This is a genomic window from Bacillus sp. FSL W8-0183 (assembly GCF_038006825.1).
GTDB classification, from domain to species: Bacteria; Bacillota; Bacilli; order Bacillales; family Bacillaceae; genus Bacillus; species Bacillus altitudinis.
The window spans coordinates 2327940-2348936 of the sequence record NZ_JBBOVY010000001.1 but is presented as its reverse complement, the minus strand read 5'-3'; the positions used below and the strand labels follow the sequence as shown (position 1 = coordinate 2348936).

At 41.4% G+C, this 20997-nt stretch carries 28 protein-coding genes and 1 riboswitch; of the genes, 24 read left to right on the top strand and 4 right to left on the bottom strand.

The window, feature by feature from the left end:
- Window positions 1–3: 3 nt before the first annotated feature.
- The 9 genes from sigF (at window position 4) to lysA (ending at window position 7246) form a co-directional block, all read left to right on the top strand.
- Window positions 4–771: an RNA polymerase sporulation sigma factor SigF gene (sigF, locus tag NSQ64_RS12450; protein WP_007501051.1), complete on the top strand. Its 768-nt coding sequence runs from the start codon at window positions 4–6 to the stop codon at window positions 769–771.
- Window positions 772–885: 114 nt separating this feature from the next.
- Entirely contained in the window at window positions 886–1506 is a 621-nt protein-coding gene (locus tag NSQ64_RS12445) for a stage V sporulation protein AA (protein ID WP_024718931.1), read from the top strand.
- Window positions 1496–1912, top strand: coding sequence for a stage V sporulation protein AB (locus NSQ64_RS12440; RefSeq protein WP_007501049.1), 417 nt, complete (start codon window positions 1496–1498; stop codon window positions 1910–1912). Before NSQ64_RS12445 ends, NSQ64_RS12440 begins: the two co-directional genes overlap by 11 nt.
- A gap of 20 nt (window positions 1913–1932) precedes the next feature.
- Entirely contained in the window at window positions 1933–2385 is a 453-nt protein-coding gene (gene spoVAC, locus NSQ64_RS12435) for a stage V sporulation protein AC (protein ID WP_024718929.1), read from the top strand.
- A gap of 12 nt (window positions 2386–2397) precedes the next feature.
- The gene (spoVAD, locus tag NSQ64_RS12430) at window positions 2398–3414 is read left to right on the top strand and encodes a stage V sporulation protein AD (RefSeq protein WP_341016763.1); all 1017 of its coding nucleotides are present in this window, start codon (window positions 2398–2400) and stop codon (window positions 3412–3414) included.
- Window positions 3414–3764 carry a stage V sporulation protein AE gene (gene spoVAE / locus NSQ64_RS12425; RefSeq protein ID WP_007501045.1) on the top strand — a complete coding sequence of 117 codons (351 nt, stop codon included), beginning with the start codon at window positions 3414–3416 and terminating at the stop codon, window positions 3762–3764. Before spoVAD ends, spoVAE begins: the two co-directional genes overlap by 1 nt.
- Window positions 3765–3770: 6 nt before the next feature.
- The gene (locus NSQ64_RS12420) at window positions 3771–4379 is read left to right on the top strand and encodes a stage V sporulation protein AE (protein ID WP_007501044.1); all 609 of its coding nucleotides are present in this window, start codon (window positions 3771–3773) and stop codon (window positions 4377–4379) included.
- Window positions 4333–5805, top strand: coding sequence for a spore germination protein (locus tag NSQ64_RS12415; protein ID WP_007501043.1), 1473 nt, complete (start codon window positions 4333–4335; stop codon window positions 5803–5805). Before NSQ64_RS12420 ends, NSQ64_RS12415 begins: the two co-directional genes overlap by 47 nt.
- Before the next feature lie 115 nt (window positions 5806–5920).
- Window positions 5921–7246, top strand: coding sequence for a diaminopimelate decarboxylase (gene lysA, locus NSQ64_RS12410; RefSeq protein ID WP_061419519.1), 1326 nt, complete (start codon window positions 5921–5923; stop codon window positions 7244–7246).
- A 40-nt stretch (window positions 7247–7286) separates the two neighbouring features.
- Here lysA and NSQ64_RS12405 read toward each other — a convergent pair whose 3' ends face one another.
- On the bottom strand, window positions 7287–8171 hold the full coding sequence (locus NSQ64_RS12405; RefSeq protein ID WP_008344446.1) for a DUF1002 domain-containing protein: 885 nt from the start codon (window positions 8169–8171) through the stop codon (window positions 7287–7289).
- A gap of 321 nt (window positions 8172–8492) precedes the next feature.
- Here NSQ64_RS12405 and NSQ64_RS12400 point away from each other — a divergent pair, with 321 nt between their 5' ends.
- Entirely contained in the window at window positions 8493–8930 is a 438-nt protein-coding gene (locus NSQ64_RS12400; RefSeq protein ID WP_007501040.1) for a peptidylprolyl isomerase, read from the top strand.
- 30 nt (window positions 8931–8960) lie between these two features.
- On the opposite strand, the gene NSQ64_RS12395 is transcribed toward NSQ64_RS12400, so the two are convergent.
- Window positions 8961–10220 (bottom strand): MFS transporter, encoded by a 1260-nt coding sequence (locus NSQ64_RS12395; RefSeq protein ID WP_341016758.1) that lies wholly within the window; start codon window positions 10218–10220, stop codon window positions 8961–8963.
- A gap of 251 nt (window positions 10221–10471) precedes the next feature.
- Here NSQ64_RS12395 and NSQ64_RS12390 point away from each other — a divergent pair, with 251 nt between their 5' ends.
- The 7 genes from NSQ64_RS12390 (at window position 10472) to NSQ64_RS12360 (ending at window position 14820) form a co-directional block, all read left to right on the top strand.
- Window positions 10472–11053, top strand: coding sequence for a TetR/AcrR family transcriptional regulator (locus NSQ64_RS12390; RefSeq protein ID WP_341016756.1), 582 nt, complete (start codon window positions 10472–10474; stop codon window positions 11051–11053).
- 200 nt (window positions 11054–11253) lie between these two features.
- Window positions 11254–11490 (top strand): DUF2164 domain-containing protein, encoded by a 237-nt coding sequence (locus NSQ64_RS12385; RefSeq protein ID WP_017359788.1) that lies wholly within the window; start codon window positions 11254–11256, stop codon window positions 11488–11490.
- Window positions 11491–11724: 234 nt separating this feature from the next.
- Window positions 11725–12069: a hypothetical protein gene (locus NSQ64_RS12380; RefSeq protein WP_008344451.1), complete on the top strand. Its 345-nt coding sequence runs from the start codon at window positions 11725–11727 to the stop codon at window positions 12067–12069.
- A gap of 113 nt (window positions 12070–12182) precedes the next feature.
- Window positions 12183–12324, top strand: a riboswitch (FMN riboswitch).
- 252 nt (window positions 12325–12576) lie between these two features.
- Window positions 12577–13227, top strand: coding sequence for a riboflavin synthase (gene ribE, locus NSQ64_RS12375; protein ID WP_341016754.1), 651 nt, complete (start codon window positions 12577–12579; stop codon window positions 13225–13227).
- An 11-nt stretch (window positions 13228–13238) separates the two neighbouring features.
- On the top strand, window positions 13239–13862 hold the full coding sequence (gene ribB / locus NSQ64_RS12370; RefSeq protein ID WP_017359786.1) for a 3,4-dihydroxy-2-butanone-4-phosphate synthase: 624 nt from the start codon (window positions 13239–13241) through the stop codon (window positions 13860–13862).
- Between the two features lie 26 nt (window positions 13863–13888).
- On the top strand, window positions 13889–14353 hold the full coding sequence (ribH, locus tag NSQ64_RS12365) for a 6,7-dimethyl-8-ribityllumazine synthase (RefSeq protein WP_007501031.1): 465 nt from the start codon (window positions 13889–13891) through the stop codon (window positions 14351–14353).
- 113 nt (window positions 14354–14466) lie between these two features.
- Window positions 14467–14820, top strand: coding sequence for a GNAT family N-acetyltransferase (locus tag NSQ64_RS12360; protein WP_017359785.1), 354 nt, complete (start codon window positions 14467–14469; stop codon window positions 14818–14820).
- Window positions 14821–14844: 24 nt separating this feature from the next.
- Here the strand turns inward: NSQ64_RS12360 and NSQ64_RS12355 are convergent, their stop codons facing one another.
- Complete coding sequence (locus tag NSQ64_RS12355; RefSeq protein ID WP_024718923.1) at window positions 14845–15369, bottom strand: DUF309 domain-containing protein; 525 nt, start codon at window positions 15367–15369, stop codon at window positions 14845–14847.
- A gap of 88 nt (window positions 15370–15457) precedes the next feature.
- A complete protein-coding gene (locus NSQ64_RS12350; RefSeq protein ID WP_008359694.1) occupies window positions 15458–15550 on the bottom strand; it encodes a YjcZ family sporulation protein in 93 nt (30 codons plus the stop codon).
- 210 nt (window positions 15551–15760) lie between these two features.
- On the opposite strand from NSQ64_RS12350, the gene NSQ64_RS12345 reads away from it, so the two are divergent.
- From NSQ64_RS12345 to rluB, 7 genes are all read left to right on the top strand, one after another.
- Window positions 15761–16519 carry a segregation/condensation protein A gene (locus tag NSQ64_RS12345; RefSeq protein WP_268382848.1) on the top strand — a complete coding sequence of 253 codons (759 nt, stop codon included), beginning with the start codon at window positions 15761–15763 and terminating at the stop codon, window positions 16517–16519.
- Complete coding sequence (gene scpB / locus NSQ64_RS12340) at window positions 16509–17102, top strand: SMC-Scp complex subunit ScpB (RefSeq protein ID WP_008344462.1); 594 nt, start codon at window positions 16509–16511, stop codon at window positions 17100–17102. The genes NSQ64_RS12345 and scpB overlap by 11 nt, the downstream gene beginning before the upstream one ends.
- A gap of 113 nt (window positions 17103–17215) precedes the next feature.
- Window positions 17216–17695, top strand: a complete 480-nt coding sequence (locus tag NSQ64_RS12335) for a YpuI family protein (RefSeq protein WP_024718922.1) — start codon at window positions 17216–17218, stop codon at window positions 17693–17695.
- A gap of 110 nt (window positions 17696–17805) precedes the next feature.
- Complete coding sequence (locus NSQ64_RS12330; RefSeq protein ID WP_017367523.1) at window positions 17806–18957, top strand: D-alanyl-D-alanine carboxypeptidase family protein; 1152 nt, start codon at window positions 17806–17808, stop codon at window positions 18955–18957.
- The gene (locus NSQ64_RS12325) at window positions 18945–19532 is read left to right on the top strand and encodes a nucleoside recognition domain-containing protein (RefSeq protein WP_007501015.1); all 588 of its coding nucleotides are present in this window, start codon (window positions 18945–18947) and stop codon (window positions 19530–19532) included. Before NSQ64_RS12330 ends, NSQ64_RS12325 begins: the two co-directional genes overlap by 13 nt.
- 4 nt (window positions 19533–19536) lie before the next feature.
- Complete coding sequence (locus tag NSQ64_RS12320; protein ID WP_017359781.1) at window positions 19537–20073, top strand: spore maturation protein; 537 nt, start codon at window positions 19537–19539, stop codon at window positions 20071–20073.
- Window positions 20074–20207: 134 nt separating this feature from the next.
- On the top strand, window positions 20208–20942 hold the full coding sequence (rluB, locus tag NSQ64_RS12315) for a 23S rRNA pseudouridine(2605) synthase RluB (protein WP_341016748.1): 735 nt from the start codon (window positions 20208–20210) through the stop codon (window positions 20940–20942).
- Window positions 20943–20997 lie beyond the last annotated feature (55 nt).

The following is a 20997-nucleotide window of genomic DNA, read 5'->3' as shown; positions in this document are numbered from 1 at the left end:
CATATGGATGTGGAGGTAAAAAAGCAAGCAAAAAAAGCACAGCTGTCTAATGATGAAGTGAAACAGCTCATCAAAAAAAGCCAAGACGGAGATCAACAAGCAAGAGACCTCCTCGTAGAAAAAAACATGCGTCTTGTTTGGTCCGTTGTTCAGCGCTTTTTAAATAGAGGATATGAACCAGATGATCTATTCCAAATAGGTTGTATTGGCCTGCTGAAATCTGTTGATAAATTTGATTTGTCTTATGATGTGAAGTTTTCGACGTATGCCGTTCCAATGATCATTGGTGAAATTCAGCGTTTCATTCGTGATGATGGAACCGTCAAAGTCAGCAGGTCTTTAAAGGAACTTGGAAATAAAATCAGGCGGGCAAGGGACGAATTGTCTAAATCTCATGGAAGAATGCCGACTGTTCAGGAAATCGCTGAATATCTGGACATCACACCTGAGGATGTCGTCCTTGCTCAAGAAGCGGTCCGCTCACCATCATCTATTCATGAAACCGTGTATGAAAATGACGGCGATCCGATTACGTTGCTCGATCAAATTGCCGATCATTCAGAAGAAAGATGGTTTGATAAAATTGCGCTAAAAGAGGCGATTAAAGAATTAGAAGAGCGTGAGAAACTGATTGTCTATTTAAGGTATTATAAAGACCAAACACAATCAGAAGTAGCAGAAAGACTCGGAATTTCCCAAGTGCAAGTCTCACGGCTTGAAAAGAAAATTTTAAAACAAATTCAAATGCAAATGGATCAAAAGGACAGCTAGCCAATTCGGCTGGCTTTTTTTGTGTGGTAATTACCGGTAAATTAAGTTCTTTCAGTATGAGAACCATTTTTCACCACATACTATTTTTAACCCATCGTATAGGAAGTGACTTGGATGGACGGACAAATCTTTATTCGGCTGCGCCATCGGATTAAGACTGGTAATGATCAGCTTATTTATTTAGAGGATATCGCCCAAATCACTGGAGATGACAGTGCTGTGCAAAAGCTGAGCAAAATGCCGATATACCATGTCAGCAAAAAGGATCGTCACATCGTTGTGTTAGATATCATGCATGTGGTCAAAACGATCAAAAAAACATGGCCTGACATCGACATTCAAACGGTCGGAGGCTCAGAAGCCATTGTTGAAATAGACACAGGCAAACGCCAGCTGTCCCCCGTATTATTCGTGTTTGTATGGCTCCTCTTATTTGTCGGAGCGGCCCTTGCCATCATGAATTTCCATGAGGATGTTAGTATGCGGCTTGTTCATATCCGCCTTTACGAGATGATTACTGGAAACACGGTTGAGCATCCGTATTTATTACAAATTCCATATAGCTTTGGACTCGGTTTTGGCATGATTTTATTTTTCAATCATGTGTTTAAAAAGCGTTTAAACGAAGAGCCAAGCCCGCTTGAAGTGGAAATGTTTAAATATCAGCTCGATCTTGATCATTATGTCGCACTCAATGAAAACAAAGAAACATTGAAAGATATCCATGATCGGTAAATGGCTTTTTGTGGTGCTTGTTGGGCTCGGCGGCGGTTTAACGGTAGGGGCAGGATTTGTGGCGTTTCTCACAGTGCTTGGTATTATCCCTCGATTAATGCAATTAACGAAAACGCAGCGTTTTATTCAAGGATATGAGGCTGCCGTGATAAGTGGAGCGGTCGTTGGCGGCTGGGCTACTTTAAGTCAAGTCCATTTGCATTTATCCAAATGGCTGGCGCTACCGATCGGTCTTTTATCTGGCATTTTTGTCGGCATGCTTGCTGCCGCACTCACTGAAGTGTTAAATGTACTTCCTATCTTAACGAAAAGAATTGGAATGGACGGGAAAATTGTGCTGCTACTCATGGCCATCGTCTTAGGAAAGGTGTTTGGCTCGCTATTTCATTGGCTTATTTATATTTAAAAATGTGGAGGGAACAACACGTGTCAAGTTTAAAAGAGAACTATCCATCTAAAGTGAAAACGTATCAGCCGAAACCTCCTTATGTACTGAACTGCATCAAGGCTTTTCTTGTCGGCGGTTTGATTTGTGCGATAGGCGAGGGATTGCAAAATTTCTATATTACTTTTTTTGATTTTAATGAGAAGACAGCAGGGAATCCAACGGTGGCGACCCTTATTTTAATTTCTTCTATTTTAACTGGTATTGGTATTTACGATAAAATCGGCCAGTTTGCTGGAGCGGGATCAGCTGTCCCGGTGACAGGATTTGCAAATAGCATGACAAGTGCGGCTCTTGAGCATAAAAGTGAAGGGCTTGTGTTAGGTGTAGCGACCAACATGTTTAAACTAGCTGGGAACGTCATTGTGTTTGGTGTCGTCTCGGCATATGTCGTAGGGATTATTCGATACGTCTTGGAAAAGATGTTTTCGTAGGAGGAATAAAACGTGAAACTAACAGGTAAGCAATCTTGGGTATTTGAACACAAGCTTTATGTGAATGCGGAAGGAACAGCAGCAGGACCGAAAGAAAAAGAAGGCCCAATCGGTCATCTCATTGATAAAACCTATGATGAAATGCACTGTTATCAAAAGAACTGGGAAATGGCTGAAAGGCAGCTCATGGATGATGCCATATCAATGGCCTTATCAAAAGCGAATTTGCAAAAAAGTGATATTGACCTTCTGCTGGCAGGAGATTTACTGAACCAAAACGTGACAGCCAACTATGTGGCAAGAGAACTCAAAATCCCGTTTCTTTGTTTATTTGGTGCCTGCTCCACATCTATGGAATCAGTCGCCATTGCCTCAGCGTTAATAGATGGTGGGTTTGCCAATAGAGCACTTGCTGCGACAAGCAGTCACAATGCGACGGCAGAGCGGCAATTTCGTAATCCAACAGAATATGGCGGGCAAAAACCAGATACAGCCACAAGTACAGTGACAGGGAGCGGTGCTGTCGTCATCAGCCAAGAACCTTCCCAAATTCAAATTACAAGTGCCACCGTCGGACGGGTGATGGATCTTGGGATTACAGATCCATTCGATATGGGTTCGGCTATGGCGCCTGCAGCGGCAGACACAATCAAACAACATTTAGAAGACTTAGGAAGAACAGTAGATGATTATGATCTCATCCTAACAGGAGATCTATCTGGAATTGGATCGCCTATTTTAAAGGATCTTCTGAAAGAAGATGGCATTCAGCTTGGGCGGAAGCATGATGATTGCGGATTAATCATATACACACCTGATCAAAATGTATTCGCTGGAGGCAGCGGCTGTGCCTGCTCAGCTGTCGTGACATTCAGTCACATCTTTCAAGAAATGAAAGCAGGGAATTTGCAAAGAGTATTGGTTGTAGCAACCGGGGCGCTTCTCAGCCCAATGATGGTTCAGCAAAAAGAGACCATTCCAACCATTGCGCACGGAGTTGTATTTGAGCGTGTAGGAGGAGAAAGCTAATGGATTATTTGATTGCTTTTGTTGCAGGCGGACTGATTTGCGTGATCGGCCAGCTTTTACTTGATGTACTGAAACTCACACCAGCACATGTCATGACGACCTTTGTTGTGGCGGGGACGATTTTAGACGGGTTTGGTATTTATGATAAATTTATTGAATTTGCAGGAGCGGGTGCTACCGTCCCTATCGTAAGCTTTGGTCATAGCTTGCTTCATGGGGCGATGCATCAGGCCGATGTCCACGGATTTATTGGAATCGGAATTGGGATTTTTGAGTTAACCTCTGCTGGAATATCAGCTGCGATTTTATTTTCATTTATCATTGCACTTATCTTTAAACCGAAAGGATAACCTAATATGGGGCAAAGACGCAAAGTCATTTTAGTGACAGACGGAGATATATATGCTGCCAAAACGATTGAGCTTGTCGCAAAGAAAGTCGGCGGAAGATGTATTTCCAGCTCAAAAGGGAATCCGAGCAAACGAACAGGGCCAGAACTGGTCCAGATGATTTTAAAAACGCCGTATGACCCAGTGTTTGTCATGTTTGATGATTCTGGCCTAACAGGTGAAGGAACAGGGGAGACGGCTATGAAGCACGTAGCACGTCACCCTGAAATTGAAGTGATTGGCGCCATTGCAGTGGCATCTAAAACCCATCAAGCGGAATGGACAAAGGTACATGTCTCCATTGACCGGGAAGGTGAACTGACAGAATACGGCGTTGACAAACATGGACTTCCAGAAATGGAACCACACAAAATGAGTGGAGATACAGTGTATTGTCTCGATTCACTACAGCTTCCGATTGTTGTCGGCATTGGAGATATTGGCAAGATGGGACGGAAAGATGATCTAAGCAAAGGGTCTCCCATCACAATGAAGGCAGTCGAATTAATTTTAGAAAGGAGCGGTTTCCATGAAGAAAGACAAGGTGCACGTGTACCGAGATCCGAAGAAAAATGAAGATTTTTTCAAAGACAATGTCGGGATGGGTCTCAGCTTTGACCTTGGCGTTCGGAAAATTTATGTCCATGATCAGGAAATCCAGCTTTACTATGTAAATGGATTATGTGATACACAATATGTGATCTATTTATTAAAAGAACTGATTGAAATCAATGACAACGAACCTGAATCAGATGATCTTGCACGTGTGGTAGAAAACCGTCTTGTCAATCAGCAAGTCTCAAAAGTTGAAACACTTGATGAAGCAGTGGATCAAGTGTTGTCTGGACTTGTGGCAGTCGTTGTCGAAGGTGAAAATTACGCATTTATTATTGACGTCAGGAGCTACCCTGGCAGAATGCCGGAGGAACCGGATACAGAAAAGGTTGTCAGAGGTGCAAGAGACGGCTTTGTTGAAAACATCATTGTGAACACAGCACTCATTCGCAGAAGAGTGCGGGATGAAAAACTGCGATACAAAATGCTTAAAGTAGGCGAGCGTTCTAAAGCGGACGTTTGTGTTTGTTATATTGAAGACATAGCTGACCCTGATCTTGTTGATATTATCGAAAAAGAAGTGTCTGGGATTAAAGTTGACGGACTGACGATGTCTGATAAAACAATAGAAGAATTTATCATTAAGCAAGGATATAATCCCTTCCCGCTTGTGCGATACACCGAGCGCCCAGATGTAGCCGCTAACCATATATTAGAAGGGCATGTCATCATCATTACGGATACATCCCCTAGTGTCATCATTACGCCAACCACTATTTTTCATCACGTTCAACATGCTGAAGAATACCGCCAGGCGCCAGCAGTTGGGACTTTTTTAAGATGGGTGCGTTTTTTAGGCATCTTATGTTCTACTTTTCTTTTGCCGATCTGGTTTCTTTTTATTCTAGAACCGAATCTTCTGCCAGACAATCTAAGCTATATTGGATTTAACAAACCTTCTCATATCCCTGTCATTCTCCAAGTATTCCTTGCTGATTTTGGGGTGGAATTTTTACGAATGGCGGCGATTCATACGCCGACCGCCTTGTCGACTGCCATGGGTTTGATTGCAGCCGTCTTAATTGGACAAATTGCGATTGATGTCGGTTTATTTACACCAGAGGTCATATTATACGTCTCGCTAGCAGCCATCGGTACATTCACCACTCCAAGTTATGAACTGAGTGTCGCTAATAAAATCATCCGACTGATCATATTAGCACTAGTAGCGATCTTTAAGCTGAATGGACTGATCATCGGTTTTACGCTGTTACTTATTTATTTAACATCCATTCGTTCCTTACAGACGCCTTATATGTGGCCGTTCATTCCTTTTAATGGAAAGGCTTTGTGGCAAGTGCTCATTCGGACGTCTGTTCCTGGCTCAAAAGTAAGGCCAAGCATCGTTCACCCTCAGAACAGATCAAAAATTCCGCCAAATTCTTAACGCTCGTTGAAAGTGGCTGAAGATTGTGATATTGTATTTTTAACTTTGAGAAACGGCAAAAGGCAGCTTGTGCAGCTGTCTTTTTTCAGCCGAGGCGGAGAAAGAGGGAATGACATTGTATTTACACGGCACTTGCAGACAAAATGAACTCGGACATTTAGAAATTGGTGGTGTTGATGCCGTTTCTTTAGCTGAAACGTATGGGACACCACTTTATGTATATGATGTGGCTTTAATACGGGAGCGTGCAAAAAGCTTTCAGAAAGCATTTATTGAAGAAGAACTAAAGGCTCAGGTGGCATATGCGAGTAAGGCTTTTTCTTCTATTGCCATGTTCCAGCTGGCAAAAGAAGAAGGCTTATCACTTGATGTCGTTTCAGGCGGGGAGCTGCACACAGCCATTTGTGCCGGGTTTCCAGTAGAAAAAATTCATTTCCATGGTAACAACAAAAGCAGAGAAGAATTAAAGATGGCATTAGCGCATGGAATCGGTTGTATTGTTGTTGATAATTTCTATGAAATCAACCTCATTGAACAGCTTGGGCAAGAGCTGTCAAAACAGGTGAAAGTACTCCTCCGCATCACGCCGGGCGTTGAAGCACATACGCATGACTATATTACAACAGGTCAAGAAGATTCAAAATTCGGTTTTGATCTTCATAATGGACAAGCAGACGAAGCGGTCAAACAAGTGCTTAAATCAGAAGTGATCGAGCTCTTAGGTGTTCATTGTCATATCGGCTCACAAATTTTTGATACAGCTGGTTTTGTCCTTGCGGCAGATAAGATTTTCTTGAAGCTAGATGAATGGAGAGAATCATTTGGATTTATTTCCACAGTGCTGAACTTAGGCGGAGGTTTTGGCATCCGTTATACAGAAGAGGACGAACCACTTCCAGCAACTGAATACGTGGAGAAAATTATTCAAGCGGTGAAAGAAAATGTAGCCCGCTATGAATTTGAGATGCCTGAAATTTGGATTGAGCCAGGCCGCTCACTTGTTGGAGATGCGGGAACCACTCTTTATACGATTGGTTCATCAAAACATGTACCTGGCATTCGCGATTATGTAGCCATTGACGGCGGAATGAGTGATAACATTCGACCTGCTTTATATCAAGCAAAATATGAAGCAGCAAGCGCCAATAAAATGAGTCAAACGCATGATCAAACTGTGTCCATTGCAGGAAAATGCTGTGAAAGTGGAGATATGCTCATTTGGGATATTGATCTGCCAGAGTTATCACAGGGAGACTTGTTAGCTGTCTTTTGTACAGGAGCTTATGGCTACAGCATGTCAAACAACTATAACCGCATCCCTCGCCCGGCTGTAGTATTTGTAGAAGATGGGGAAGCGCAGCTTGTCGTTGAGCGTGAGACATATGAGGACATTGTCAAATTGGATTTACCTTATCAATCAAAAGTGAAATCATCGACTTAAAAAAAGCTGCCTGATCATCAGGCAGCTTTTTCTATGACATTTATTTTCCACCAGTAAATACAGAGACGATCGCGTTCCAAATGGAGACAAAGAAATCCCAAATCTTCTGTAGAAGGTTTTTCCCTTCATCTGATTCTATGAATTTTGTAATCTTGTCTTTTGCTTTATCAATTTGAGATCCGACTTGTTTCCAATCGATATTGATATTTTTCATCTTATCAAAGAGAGAGACAAGTTGATCTTTTTGGTCTTGTGTTAGATTTAAGTTCAAATCAGAAGCGGCTTGATCTACTTTTTCTTCCACTTCTTTTGTTGTTTTAGGAACTCCATTTTTGGCAATGTCATCTTTGATTTTTGCAATCAGGGCAGAAGCATTGTCTTTTCCAATAGAGTCTCCCAGTTTAGATGTTGTTACAAGCTCTTCGTTTGCTACCTGTTTCACATCTTCAGGAATGGCTTTGTCGCTTGACACTTCATAGGCTTTTAATAGACCTGTCAGTGCTGCTGTACCAGATACTTCAAACGGCGCCGTCACGACAACCTTTGCATCTTTCACGCCTGCGGTCATTAAAGCATTTAAATACATCTCATCTGTAATGGTCTTAATGTTATGTGTATCCACGGTCAGACCCGTACCTGATTTTTCAATGGTGATGGATGAAGATGATAATGCTCTCGTCCCGATAGAAGAACGAGGGATATACTTTCCTAAATATTCGTGCTCTTCTTTATTGGTTACTTCAATTTTTGTCGCATTTTCAGGTGGATTCAACTCGTCAAGCACCTTCTGGCGATCAGCCGGTGTTAAGTCTTGCCCAAGTGTGACGATGACATCGCCGACAGCTGCATCCGCTAAGCTGACTTTTGGCGCACCAATCAGTAAAAGGAGCGCTGCCATCATACCAAGCATTGTTTTTTTAAACATGTTGACCTCCTTCAAGTCGAAAGCGTTTCTCGATGGTGAGAAACTCATCTTTTGAGTACATGATTTGAATCGTACTCCATCATATAGACGTAACAAATCAGTCTGACGTTTCAATTTTCTTTTAAAGATGTTTGAAACCTCCAATATGATGAAGTGATTTGCTCAGTCTGTGATCATTTCCTTAGGAGAAAAGGATCAAGCTCTTTTATTTTATCAATGATGGCAAAAGAGGTAAATCACATTCGACAAGCAGGGGATGTTTAACATCACCGAAAATGTGCTATAATGAGCGTTGTTTAACCTGAAAGGAGAATGTGAAAAATGGCGAAAAAAGGATACATACAATTAACGAATGGAAAGAAAATTGAGTTTGAACTTTACCCAGAGGCTGCTCCAGGTACAGTAGCAAACTTTGAAAAATTAGCGAATGAAGGCTTCTACGATGGATTGAAATTCCACCGCGTGATCCCAGGGTTCGTAAGCCAAGGCGGCGATCCAAACGGTAATGGAACTGGAGGACCTGGTTACACAATTAAATGTGAAACAGAAGGAAACCCTCATCAGCACGAGAGAGGTTCATTATCAATGGCACACGCTGGTAAAGACACTGGCGGCAGCCAATTCTTTATCGTACATGACCCACAGCCGCACTTAAACGGTGTTCACACTGTTTTTGGTAAAGTAACATCTGGTATCGAAGCTGTTCTTGATATGGAACAAGGACAAGGCATGGAAAAAGTCGAAGTTATCGATGCTTAATCCAAAACACCGCTTAATTGCGGTGTTTTTTTATTTTACATCTGATGTTCCTGTGATCTGTGCCGTGAAGCGGTAGGTGATCATCCAATATAAAAGGGCTAAGGCGCTGATAGAGGCTCCAAATAGACATACCCCATTCCAGCCAGCGTTTGCGTATATGTTAGTTGATACAATAGAACCGAGCGCACTGCCGAGGGAATAAAAAATCATATAAGCAGCAGTCAGCCGGCTTCTCGCCTCAGGCCGGACCATGAAAATCATACTTTGATTGGGCACGTGAACGGCCTGCACAGATAGGTCAAGAATGACTATACCAACGATTAATAAAATGAGGGAATATTCAGTGAAAAAAATAAAACACCATGAAAAGAGTAATAGGACAAGGGCGATGCACGATGTTAACTGTCCTAAGCCTCGATCAGCAAGGCTTCCAGCTCGAGCGGCACCTAATGCTCCGGCAACTCCAGCAAGGCCAAATGCACCAATTGCCGTATGTGACAGATTGTATGGCGTAGTGCTGAGAGGCAGCACAAGTGAAGTCCACAGCGTGCCAAACACAACAAAGATCAGAAAACCCAGTACGCCACGAATACGTAGAATTCGTTCTTGTCTGAACAATATAAACATTGAAGCGAGCAAGTTCACATAGGATATGGAGACTCTCTTGCTGTCAGCACGCGGAAGATACCGGTACAACACGCCAGTTATGATCAGCATCATCACGCCGGAAACGAGATAGACTGATCTCCAGCCGGCGAGATCGGTTAGTACACCAGTAAACGTTCGTGCGAGAAGAATACCAATCACAATTCCACTTTGAACCAAGCCCACTATGCGGCCACGTTCTTCAGGAGCGGCCCATGTCGCTGCGAATGCTACGAGTACCTGAGTGACTACAGCGAGCAGTCCCACCGCAGCTAGTCCTATGAACAGGACGGTGGCGGTAGGGGCGATACCGACTAGAATGAGAGATAACACGGATACTAGCATTTGAGCTACGATGAGCCGCCGTTGGTTGAACAGATCACCAAGTGGTACGATCAGTAGCAGTCCTAGCGCATAACAAAGCTGAGTAATCATAATGACCATACCAACGGATGAATAGCTGATACCAAACTCGGCTGCGAGGGAGTCTAATAATGGCTGTGCAAAGTATATGTTTGCAACTGCCATCCCTGAGGCTGTCGAAAACAGTAGAGCCATATTGCGAGTCATCGTTGATCGGGTGTTTATTTGTAAATGAGTCGTTTCCAGATCAGAATGTTCAACGGCATTCATTTTTTCATGCATGTCATCAGCTCCTTTCCTTTTGTGCTGAAAAGTATAATATACTGATTGGTATAAAATGATTCCTGTTAAGGATAACCAGAGAAACGTTTTAAAGTCAAGATGATGTAGTGGAGATCTTGAGAGGGGCAGTCGGTTTGACAATGATACGTCAATAAAATAAAATGATAATATACCGATGAGTAAAAAATCCTTATAAGAAATAGATGATTGATTTAGTGAAGAGATTTTTATGATAGAAATGAGGGTTGATGATGGTTCGACAACGGGAATTTGATGAGGAAAAAGCGTTAGATGAGGCCTTGTTGCTTTTTTGGGAGAAGGGGTACAGAGCGACTACATTAAGCGACTTAACTGCAAAAATGGGAATACAGCGGCCAAGCTTATACTCAGCGTTCGGTGATAAAGAGGAATTGTTTGAAGCGGCATTACGCAAATATACAACTCAGCATGCTGCCCACATTCGAACCAAACTTCAAAACAATCTATCTACAAAGGAAGCATTTCATACATTATTTGCTGAATTAGTAGAAGAGGAATATGGAAATGGGCCGAGTAAAGGGTGCTTCTGCATCAATACAATAGTCGAGCTTGCCCCCCACGAAGAGAAATTTGAAATTCTCACAAGAGAGCATCAGATGTATCTTTCGGTCATTTTTGAAGAAAAAATTGTACAAGGTATTCGCTCGGGTGAGCTCGAAAGCAGTCTGAATGCCAAAGCCTTAGCACAGGCGCTGGTTGTTTCTTTTATTGGACTTACAGTCCTCATGAAATCTCGCCCAGAGCGTTCGTTTGTAGATCATTCTGTAGCGACGATCCTATCCATATTGAAATAAATAGTCTATATAAAGAAAGCGTATTTTGATCAATTGATTAAAACACGCTTTTTCTTTTAGGGTGTGATGGACACGTTTTTGTGATATGATAAGAGAACAAACATTCGTATTTGTGAGTGTCACCATTTGCAGCTCTAAAAATAAGTGAAAGTGCACATCTAAAAAGCGTGTGATCATGCTGTAAGAAAGCAGGAGATACTTTGAAACCATTAACAAAAGAAGAAAAAAATCAGATGATGATTGCCATTCAGCGTTACTTTGCTGAAGAACGAGAAGAGGAGATTGGTGAATTAGCAGCCATCAATATATTAGAATTTATCACAAAACATCTTGGAAGCTACTATTATAATCAAGGGGTTCGTGACAGCCGAAATATCGCTGTTCAAAGATCTCAATTGTTAGAGGAAGATCTATTCGCATTAGAGAAAAGAATATAATCAAAAAGCTCGTCTTTCTTGTTCACCCTGCTAACAGATAAAGAGGAAAAAAGACCCCCTTAATAAAGAACGCATATTCGTATCATATGTAATGATGAAAAGGTGGAACCAAAAGTCCACTTGAATCGTTATATAAGTAACCATTAATGAAAATCAGCTTTTTTGGTTTTATTTCATCAAAAGAAGGAATAGAACATACAAATAGGCGAAGTGCAGATGATGGAGGTTCTAAATATGGGGAAAATCAAATTAAAAATCGCAATCTTATTTGTTTTACTGCTTTGTTTAGGCGCAGGTTATTTATACATGAATGGCATGAAAATTGAAGATGTACCAACAGCCATTGGCGAAAGTTTAACGAATAATGATAAAGATTACACCATCTATGAATATACCATTACAAAAATTGATGGTGATGAGTATTACGGTCAAGCCAAAAATGGCACGAAAATCATTTTTAACGGAAAGAAATTTGAAGATGATGTGGCCGATCTGAAAAAAGGCGATCGTATTAAAGCATACTTTAGTAATGAAAAAAGAATAGACGGTCTTATAAAAGTAGTAAAAGTCGTCAATTAACAAGTCTCCTTTCCTATAGGGAGGCTTTTTTTATGAACAGGTGATAAATCTTGATTGTTGCATTTGACCACAAGGATCGCTATAATAGCCCCTAAGGACAGCTAAATATCGATTGTATCCTTCGGGGCAGGGTGAAAATCCCGACCGACGGTAATAAAGCAAATGCTTTACAGCCCGTGACCCGTTAATTTATTAACGGTTGATTCAGTGAGAAGCTGAAGCCGACAGTGAAAGTCTGGATGGGAGAAGGATAACGAGAGCTATGTATGAACAAAAAATATGTGTTGATCATAGTTTTATTTCTAATGCAAAAAAACCAAAGCCCCGGAATTTTTCCGGGGCTTTCTGTATGTCAATATAGTCATCGCATGCAGTGTTTATTAGGTGATCCCTCATTTACCTTGTATGGACCATAAAAAGCGACGAAGGTGTTCAATCGATCACATGTCCAAAACATCGCTTTTTCATAAAGTGAGAAGTACAAAAGAAAGAGAAAGGGAGGATCACATGTTTACGGGGATTATTGAAGAAGTGGGTACAGTCCAGTCATTAAGCAAAAGATCCGCAGATGCCATGGAAATTATCATCAAGTGCAGTCGTGTACTAGAAGATGTTCACCTAGGCGATAGTATCGCCATCAATGGCGTTTGTCTCACTGTCACAAGCTTCACAAAAGAACAGTTTGTGGCAGATGTGATGCCTGAGACGGTCAAAGCGACATCACTTGATCAGCTTGCGCCAGGCAGCCAAGTGAATTTAGAGCGAGCGATGTCATCAAATGGACGATTCGGCGGTCATTTTGTTTCAGGCCATGTTGATGGAACGGCTGTGATTACCCGTGTAGAAAAGAAGAGTAATGCCATTTACTATGATTTGAAAATGGACAAGACCCTCACAGATATGCTCACAAAAAAGGGATCGATCGCAATAGACGGCGTCAGCTTGACTATTTTCGATTTGCGAGATGCTCATGTGACAGTTTCTATCATTCCACATACGCTTGAAGGAACTATTTTCCCGACTAAAACTATGGGGGATGTAGTAAATATTGAATGTGACATGATCGGTAAATACATTTATCGCTTTTTAACAAAAGAGCAAAACGAAAAGCAGCCATCACGATTAACCCCATCATTTTTAAAAGAGCACGGATTCTAGGAGGCGATTGTATGTATCATTCAGTTGATGAGGCAGTAAATGCCCTGAAACGAGGAGAAATCATTATCGTAGTAGATGATGAAGACAGAGAAAATGAAGGAGACTTTGTGGCACTTGCTGAGCATGCAACGCCGGAAGTCATTAACTTCATGGCTTTACATGGAAGAGGTCTTATTTGCACACCAGTTCATGCCTCGATTGCGAAACACTTGGATCTGCATCCCATGGTCGAGCGAAATACGGATGCACATCATACAGCATTTACAGTGAGCATCGACCATACGTCAACGACAACTGGTATAAGTGCTTTTGAGCGCTCAACGACCATATTGGCCATGTTAAATAAAGAGTCAAAACCAGAAGATTTTGCCCGACCAGGTCATGTTTTCCCTCTTATTGCGAAAGAGGGAGGCGTAGTAGAAAGACCAGGTCATACAGAAGCGGCCGTTGATCTTGCTAAACTTGCGGGTTCAGTGCCAGCGGGTGTCATATGTGAAATTATGAATGCAGATGGAACCATGGCCCGCGTACCCGAACTACAAAAAATTCAAAAAGAACACGATTTAAAGATGCTGACGATTGAAGCATTGCAGGCATATATAAACAAGCAAACAACGACAATGAAAACAAAATAAAAATCACAAAAAAGGATGATGAACATATGAATACAATACAAGGTAATGTAGTAGCAGAAGGATTAAAGTTTGGAATCGTCGTCGCTAGATTTAATGATTTTATTACAAGCAAATTGCTAGATGGAGCAGAAGATACATTGCTCAGACACGGAGCAAACGGTGACGATATTGATGTCGTGTGGGTGCCGGGGGCTTTTGAAATTCCGTATATGGCAAAAAAACTAGCAGAAACAAAAAAATATGATGCAGTCATTACACTTGGAACCGTGATTCGCGGGGCAACATCACATTACGACTATGTTTGTAATGAAGCGGCTAAAGGAATCGCACAAAGTGCCATCTCGACAGGGGTGCCGATTATCTTTGGTGTACTGACAACAGAATCTATTGAACAAGCCATTGAAAGAGCCGGTACAAAGGCTGGAAATAAAGGCAGTGAATCGGCTGCAGCGGCTATTGAAATGGCCAACCTAAATCGAACGTTTCGTTAATTTGATGAAAAAGAGTTTAAAAACAACCTAAAAGTGTTTATAATGTGTGATGAGCAAGTGATTCATAAGACATTTGCTGGAGAATAGGATAATTTTAATATTGAGGGGTATATATGTTAATTCGTTACAAGAGGTCTTTTGAAAAAATTGCCATGGGACTCCTGTCCTTTATGCCGGGTGAGAAAGACGTCAAACAGCTTCAGCAGACGATAAAGTCGTATGAAATGGATGAAGATCGGCAGCTGTTCCTTTGGAAAGATGGTGAGGATATCGTCGGTGCGATTGGTGTGCTGAAAACAGACGACCAAGTACAAATCGAACATATTAGTGTCAATCCGTCCCATCGTGACCAAGGCATCGGCAAGGAAATGGTATTAGCCGTGGAAGAAGTATTCAAAACGAAAACACTCATTCCAAATGAATTAACGCAAGGCTTCTTTCATAAGTGTCACAATGAAACAAACTAAATATCACACATGTAAAAGCAGAGGTTATATGCCTCTGCTTTTTTTACGTTCCATCTGCTTTTCACGTTCAAGCAATACGTCCGTCCGATCACGCAGTCTATGCTTTTCAATTAAGAATGTATGGGATAAGTTGCTCTCCTGTCCGAAGGTTAAGCCTTCTTTTTCCGCCATCTCTTTGCATAAAGAAAGAAGCGTTTCATCTCGGATTGGCAGCATCACACTTTCGTAGGGCATGTCTTCATCGATTTTCTTTTTCAGTGTTCTCAGCAGTAAAAGAAATGCCTCTTCATCAAGACCTAATTCTGTTAGTACGTTCCGGTCCGAATCTAATATATGAAGGCTGTTTGAAATCAGCCGTTTTGCTCCTTTTCCATTTCCTCGTCTTTGATGATACAAAGCAACAGCAAGCTGAATGAGACCCACCCAGTACTTTTTGCGCTGATGAGGAGGATCTTCTTTCCAAAATTCTTCAAGAATTTCATGACACTCAAAATAATCTCTTGTCGTATGAAATTCATGTAAAAAAGCCACGTACGCTTTAGGATACACAGCGGTCATCTCCTTTTCCACTATCAGTCTAACATACCGAAAAGAAAAGAAGAAAGAGCGTCCCTTTATGAAAGGACGCTCTGTTTCTTTAATAAACCCAAGCCGCGCCAACGATGATCAGCAAGATGAACAGCACAACAATAAGCGCAAATCCTCCGCCGAAGTAATAACCATCTCCCATAATGTTACGGCCTCCTTTTTCATCAGTTCTGATTACAATGGTATTCTATGTATAAATGCCCTCATTGGTATGGGCGAATCCACTGTTTTTCTTTTTTTGCCTGCTGCCTCATGGTCGAAATTATATTGGACGAGAGCTTTATCGTGTCTTATACTAAAGGTTAGCCGATGAAAAAGGTACTTAGAAGACAGTAGAAATGGTGAGAAAAGAATGCTGGAATATCAGGTGAAAATAGATTCGTTTGAGGGTCCTTTGGACTTGCTTTTACATTTAATTAACCGTTTGGAAATTGATATTTATGATATTCCCGTCGCTAAAATTACGGAGCAGTATTTATTATATGTCCACACGATGAGGGAGCTTGAACTGGATGTTGCAAGTGAGTATTTGGTGATGGCTGCAACTCTCCTCAGCATTAAAAGCAGAATGCTTCTTCCAAAACAAGAGGAAGAGCTGTTTGATGAAGACCTGATGGAAGAAGAAGAGGACCCTCGTGATGAGCTGATTGGCAAATTAATTGAATACCGCAAGTATAAAAATGCAGCGCAAGAACTGAAGGAACGTGAAGAAGAGCGGCAAAACGCCTTCACAAAACCACCAAGTGATTTAAGTGAATTTGCAAAAGAAGCAGAAGCGAAGGACACAAACTTACACGTCACGGTGTATGATATGTTAGGTGCGTTTCAAAAGGTTTTGAACCGCAAAAAAATAACAAAACCAGCACCATCAAAGATTACAAGACAAGAAATCCCGATTGAAGACAAAATGAATGAGATTATGAACCACTTAAGAAAAACAAAAAAGCGAACCAATTTCATTACTTTATTTCAACATGATCAAAAGGAACACCTTGTCGTGACGTTTCTTGCTGTTCTCGAATTGATGAAAAGCCATCAAATCATGCTGGAGCAGGAAGGAAACTTTGAAGATATTTATATCATAGGGAGTGAAACGATTCATGACGCTTGATATCGTGAATTGGAAAGCCATCTTAGAAGCGCTGCTATATGCAGCAGGTGACGAAGGCTTAACAAGAAAACAGCTCATGTCTGTTCTTGAAGTTGATGAGGCAGCGTTGCTTGATATTATGTCTGCCGTAAAGGAAGAATATCAAAAACAAGAACGAGGGATTGAGCTTATTGAATATGCAGATTCATATATGCTGCTGACGAAAAAAGAATACAGCGTATATTTAAAAAAATTAGTAGAGACACCATCGAAAGGTTTGTCACAGGCAGCGCTAGAAGTGCTCGCCATTGTCTCGTATAAACAACCGATTACACGCAGCGAAGTCGAGGAGATCAGAGGCGTTAAATCAGAACGAGTGCTGCATAGTTTAGTTGCCAAAGCACTGCTCTGTGAAGTAGGACGTGCCGATGGTCCGGGACGAGCGATTCTTTATGGGACAACACCTACCTTTTTAGAGCAATTTGGTTTAAAAGCCTTAGATGAATTGCCGCCACTTCCAGAGAATGTGGAAGCAGATGGGGTGCAAGAAGAGGCTGATCTCTTTTTTGAAAACTTCAATCAAACATTTGAAGAGATAAAATAGTTCAAAATAAGGAAAAATGTATGATAAAATATAAAAAAGATTTTAGGTCTAAAATCTTTATTTGAAAGATAAAATGGTGACAAAGCCATGAGGGGAAGGTAAACACGAAACAAATGGCACATATGAATGTAAAGGCTCAAGTTGATCAAGCAGGCGTTTTTTTATCAAAGGTTGCAGTTGAAGTGAATGATTTTCTGAACGAAGCTACCTTATCAAGCTTGAAACGATTAAACCCGGAAGCGGAAGCCTATTATTGTGACATATTAAGTACATTGCGGAAGCTTGCAGTTTATAGCGAGGATGCCGCGGCGGTTTGTAGGAAAATCAGGCAGCAGCAGACATTCCCGCAGCAAGCCGCCCAGCAGACGCTTCATCGTATTTATCATCAATGTATTGAAGAATTTTTTACACCAAAAAAGGATACATGGTATGAAAATAGCCGTTCAGCCTACACAGGAAAAAGCTGCATTGTTTTCCATCATGAAGTATCGGCTGAGGTCAAACGTTTGTTTTCTTCATTAGAAAAAGATTTTTTAACGATGAGAGAAGAGCTGGAATATACAACATCTCATCAGCAAATGAAAATGGTATAAAGAAGACAAGGCAACTCTCATATGAGAGTTGCTTTTTTTTATGGACGAGGCATCATAACTTTTTCAGCCGCGCATACACTTGTACAAAACGGACAAGGACGTGAATGAACATGCCCTATTTAAAAATTGGAACAGCAGTCCTTCTTCTATTAACACTCTTACTGCCTTTTTCCTCACACGCTCAAGCAGACGTCTCATTATCGGTGAGTGCGAGAAGCGCCATTTTAATAGATGGACAGTCAGGCAGAGTCCTATTTGGAAAGGACGAGCACGAAAAAAGAAGAATCGCCAGTATCACAAAAATTATGACGGCTGTATTAGCCATTGAATCAGGAAAAATGAACGACATGGTCAAAGTGTCAAAACGTGCGATTCAAGCGGAAGGTTCTTCGATTTATTTAAAGGAAGGACAGAAGGTGAGTTTAGAAGACTTGACATACGGGCTCATGCTGCGCTCTGGAAATGATGCAGCTGTTGCCATTGCAGAACATGTTGGCGGCAGCTTAGAAGGCTTTATTTTTATGATGAACCAAAAGGCCTCTGAACTAGGCATGGAGAATACGAATTTTCAAAATCCGCATGGACTCGATGATCATAAAAACCATTATTCATCAGCTTATGATATGGCGATCTTAACGAAGTACGCCATGAAGCATCAGCAATATCAAAAAATTGCCGGTACCACCTTTTATAAAGCAAAAACAATCGAGGGTTATTGGAAAAATAAAAACAAGCTGCTCACGGGTTTGTATCAATATTCGACTGGAGGGAAGACAGGGTATACAAAACTTGCAAAACGCACACTTGTCTCCACAGCTGCAAAAGGAGATGCTGCGCTCATTGCTGTGACGATTAATGCACCGGATGACTGGAAGGATCATATCTCAATGTTTGAGTATGCATTTGATCACTATAAAACGTATGTGCTTGCTGAAAAAGGCAGGCTCGCTTCGTTAAAAGGGACTTTTTACGAAAAAAAAGCGTTTATTAAGCGGGATGTGGACTATTTACTAAATGAGGATGAGAAAAAACTAGTGGAAATCGAAACGGAAATGCTGACGCCTGAAAAGAAATGGGAGAAAAACAAAGAAGCGATCCCAGATGTAGTAGGGAAAATGACGTTTTTACTGGATGGTCAGGTAATTGAGCAAGTCCCCATTTTTTATGAAAACAAACGCAACCGAATGCCCCAAAAAAGCTTTCAAGAAATGTTTAAGTCTGTCTTTCAGACATCGATAGGCGGATCTTCATGGTCAATCTGATTTGGGTATTCCTCACGGTCATCGGTCTTGTCTATGCAATGTTTAACGGAACGATGCATGAAGTGAATGAAGCGGTCTTTAAAGGATCAAAAGAAGCGGTCACCATTTCAATAGGGCTGATTAGTGTTCTTGTATTCTGGCTAGGATTGATGAAGATCGCAGAAGAAGCGGGGTTGTTACATTTCTTTAGTAAATTATGCCGGCCCTTTATCTCAAAACTATTTCCTGAGATTCCTGCGAATCATCCAGCGATGGGGTATATTCTGTCCAATCTCATGGCAAATTTCTTTGGCCTTGGGAATGCCGCTACACCACTTGGGATTAAGGCGATGGAGCAGATGAAAGCATTAAATGGCGGAAAAAATGAGGCGAGCCGGTCTATGATCACTTTTTTAGCAGTCAATACATCTTCTATCACACTTGTGCCAACGACTGTCATTGCCATTCGTATGACCTATGGCGCAGATCAGCCAACAGATATTGTAGGCCCAACCATTTTGGCGACACTTATTTCAGGTATCGGTGCGATTATGATTGATCGCTATTTCCACTATCGCAGAAGCAGGCGGGGGTGATCTTGTGGCATTTATTAACTGGCTGTCACTTGCTTTGATTCCACTGATCATCGCAGGAATATTGATTGCAGGGACGATTAAAAAAGTACCGACGTATGAAACATTTGTAGAAGGCGGGAAAGAAGGCATTCAAATTGCCTTTTCAATTATTCCGTATTTAGTCGGTATGCTTGTCGCCATTACGATTTTCCGAGCATCAGGTGCCCTTGATTTTGTCATGGAATTATTGAAACCTGTGTTTACAGCGATTGGTGTTCCTACAGAAGTGGTGCCGCTTGCGCTTATTCGTCCTATATCAGGAACAGCGGCGCTTGGTATGACATCGGACTTAATTGCGACTTATGGTCCAGACTCTTTTATCGGCAAGCTTGCCGCCGTTATGCAAGGGTCAACGGATACGACCCTTTATATTTTAACCGTCTATTTTGGAGCAGTTGGTATTAAAAAAATGGGAGATGCACTGAAAGTGGGGCTGCTTGCAGACCTGATTGGGATCATTGCATCGATTATTATCGTCAGTTTGTTATTTAGCGGCGCCTAATCAGGTGCTTTTTTTATTTCGTGGATGGAAAACAGCTTTTTTGTTGAAATTAGACAGATGAAACGCTTATTTTTCCACGAATGCTTGTTTGTTTCAAGCCAAGCAAGTAAGATAGTACATGAGGTGAAAGACAAATGGAACGTTTACAGAAAGTAATTGCCCATGCCGGCGTCGCTTCTAGACGAAAGGCTGAAGAATTAATTAAAGAAGGACGAGTTACCGTTAATGGTGAAACAGTGACAGAGCTCGGAGTAAAGGTGGGCTCTTCAGATAAAATTGAAGTCAATGGCTTAAAGCTTGAAAAAGAAGAACCGGTTTACTTTATGCTTTATAAACCGCGCGGCGTCATTTCAGCTGCCGAGGATGATAAAGGACGCAAAGTCGTGACAGACTTCTTTGATGATGTTCCGCAGCGTCTGTATCCGATCGGCAGGTTGGATTATGATACGAGCGGTTTAATTTTGATTACAAATGATGGCGAATTTGCCCATAAGCTCATGCATCCGAAATATGAAATTGATAAAACGTATGCAGCGAAACTAAAAGGCATCCCTTCAAAAGAATTGCTTAGAAAGTTAGAAAAAGGAATCATGTTAGACCATAAAAAAACAGCACCTGCTCGTGCCAAAATGCTCTCGATTGATAAACGAAAGCAAACATGTATTGTGCAATTAACCATTCATGAAGGCAGAAATAGACAGGTTCGCCGCATGTTTGAAGCAATCGGCCACGACGTTTTAAAACTCAAAAGAGAGCAATATGCTTTCCTTCATATTGAAGGCATGAGACCAGGAGATCGCATAGAATTGACGCCGCATGAAGTAAAACGCCTAAGAGCGATTGCGGATCATGGGAAAAGCGCTTTTTAATTTTCACATAAACTTCAAAAAATGAAGAAGCATCAAAAGAAGGAGAATGCTATAA

Coding starts and splice junctions, on each gene's coding strand:
- sigF (WP_007501051.1), top strand. CDS start 4: ATGGATGTGGAGGTAAAAAAGCAAGCAAAAAAAGCACAGCTGTCTAAT.
- NSQ64_RS12445 (WP_024718931.1), top strand. CDS start 886: ATGGACGGACAAATCTTTATTCGGCTGCGCCATCGGATTAAGACTGGT.
- NSQ64_RS12440 (WP_007501049.1), top strand. CDS start 1,496: ATGATCGGTAAATGGCTTTTTGTGGTGCTTGTTGGGCTCGGCGGCGGT.
- spoVAE (WP_007501045.1), top strand. CDS start 3,414: ATGGATTATTTGATTGCTTTTGTTGCAGGCGGACTGATTTGCGTGATC.
- NSQ64_RS12420 (WP_007501044.1), top strand. CDS start 3,771: ATGGGGCAAAGACGCAAAGTCATTTTAGTGACAGACGGAGATATATAT.
- NSQ64_RS12415 (WP_007501043.1), top strand. CDS start 4,333: ATGAAGAAAGACAAGGTGCACGTGTACCGAGATCCGAAGAAAAATGAA.
- NSQ64_RS12405 (WP_008344446.1), bottom strand. CDS start 8,171: ATGTTTAAAAAAACAATGCTTGGTATGATGGCAGCGCTCCTTTTACTG.
- NSQ64_RS12400 (WP_007501040.1), top strand. CDS start 8,493: ATGGCGAAAAAAGGATACATACAATTAACGAATGGAAAGAAAATTGAG.
- NSQ64_RS12395 (WP_341016758.1), bottom strand. CDS start 10,220: ATGCATGAAAAAATGAATGCCGTTGAACATTCTGATCTGGAAACGACT.
- NSQ64_RS12390 (WP_341016756.1), top strand. CDS start 10,472: ATGGTTCGACAACGGGAATTTGATGAGGAAAAAGCGTTAGATGAGGCC.
- NSQ64_RS12380 (WP_008344451.1), top strand. CDS start 11,725: ATGGGGAAAATCAAATTAAAAATCGCAATCTTATTTGTTTTACTGCTT.
- ribE (WP_341016754.1), top strand. CDS start 12,577: ATGTTTACGGGGATTATTGAAGAAGTGGGTACAGTCCAGTCATTAAGC.
- ribB (WP_017359786.1), top strand. CDS start 13,239: ATGTATCATTCAGTTGATGAGGCAGTAAATGCCCTGAAACGAGGAGAA.
- ribH (WP_007501031.1), top strand. CDS start 13,889: ATGAATACAATACAAGGTAATGTAGTAGCAGAAGGATTAAAGTTTGGA.
- NSQ64_RS12360 (WP_017359785.1), top strand. CDS start 14,467: ATGTTAATTCGTTACAAGAGGTCTTTTGAAAAAATTGCCATGGGACTC.
- NSQ64_RS12350 (WP_008359694.1), bottom strand. CDS start 15,550: ATGGGAGATGGTTATTACTTCGGCGGAGGATTTGCGCTTATTGTTGTG.
- NSQ64_RS12345 (WP_268382848.1), top strand. CDS start 15,761: ATGCTGGAATATCAGGTGAAAATAGATTCGTTTGAGGGTCCTTTGGAC.
- scpB (WP_008344462.1), top strand. CDS start 16,509: ATGACGCTTGATATCGTGAATTGGAAAGCCATCTTAGAAGCGCTGCTA.
- NSQ64_RS12335 (WP_024718922.1), top strand. CDS start 17,216: ATGGCACATATGAATGTAAAGGCTCAAGTTGATCAAGCAGGCGTTTTT.
- NSQ64_RS12330 (WP_017367523.1), top strand. CDS start 17,806: ATGCCCTATTTAAAAATTGGAACAGCAGTCCTTCTTCTATTAACACTC.
- NSQ64_RS12325 (WP_007501015.1), top strand. CDS start 18,945: ATGGTCAATCTGATTTGGGTATTCCTCACGGTCATCGGTCTTGTCTAT.
- rluB (WP_341016748.1), top strand. CDS start 20,208: ATGGAACGTTTACAGAAAGTAATTGCCCATGCCGGCGTCGCTTCTAGA.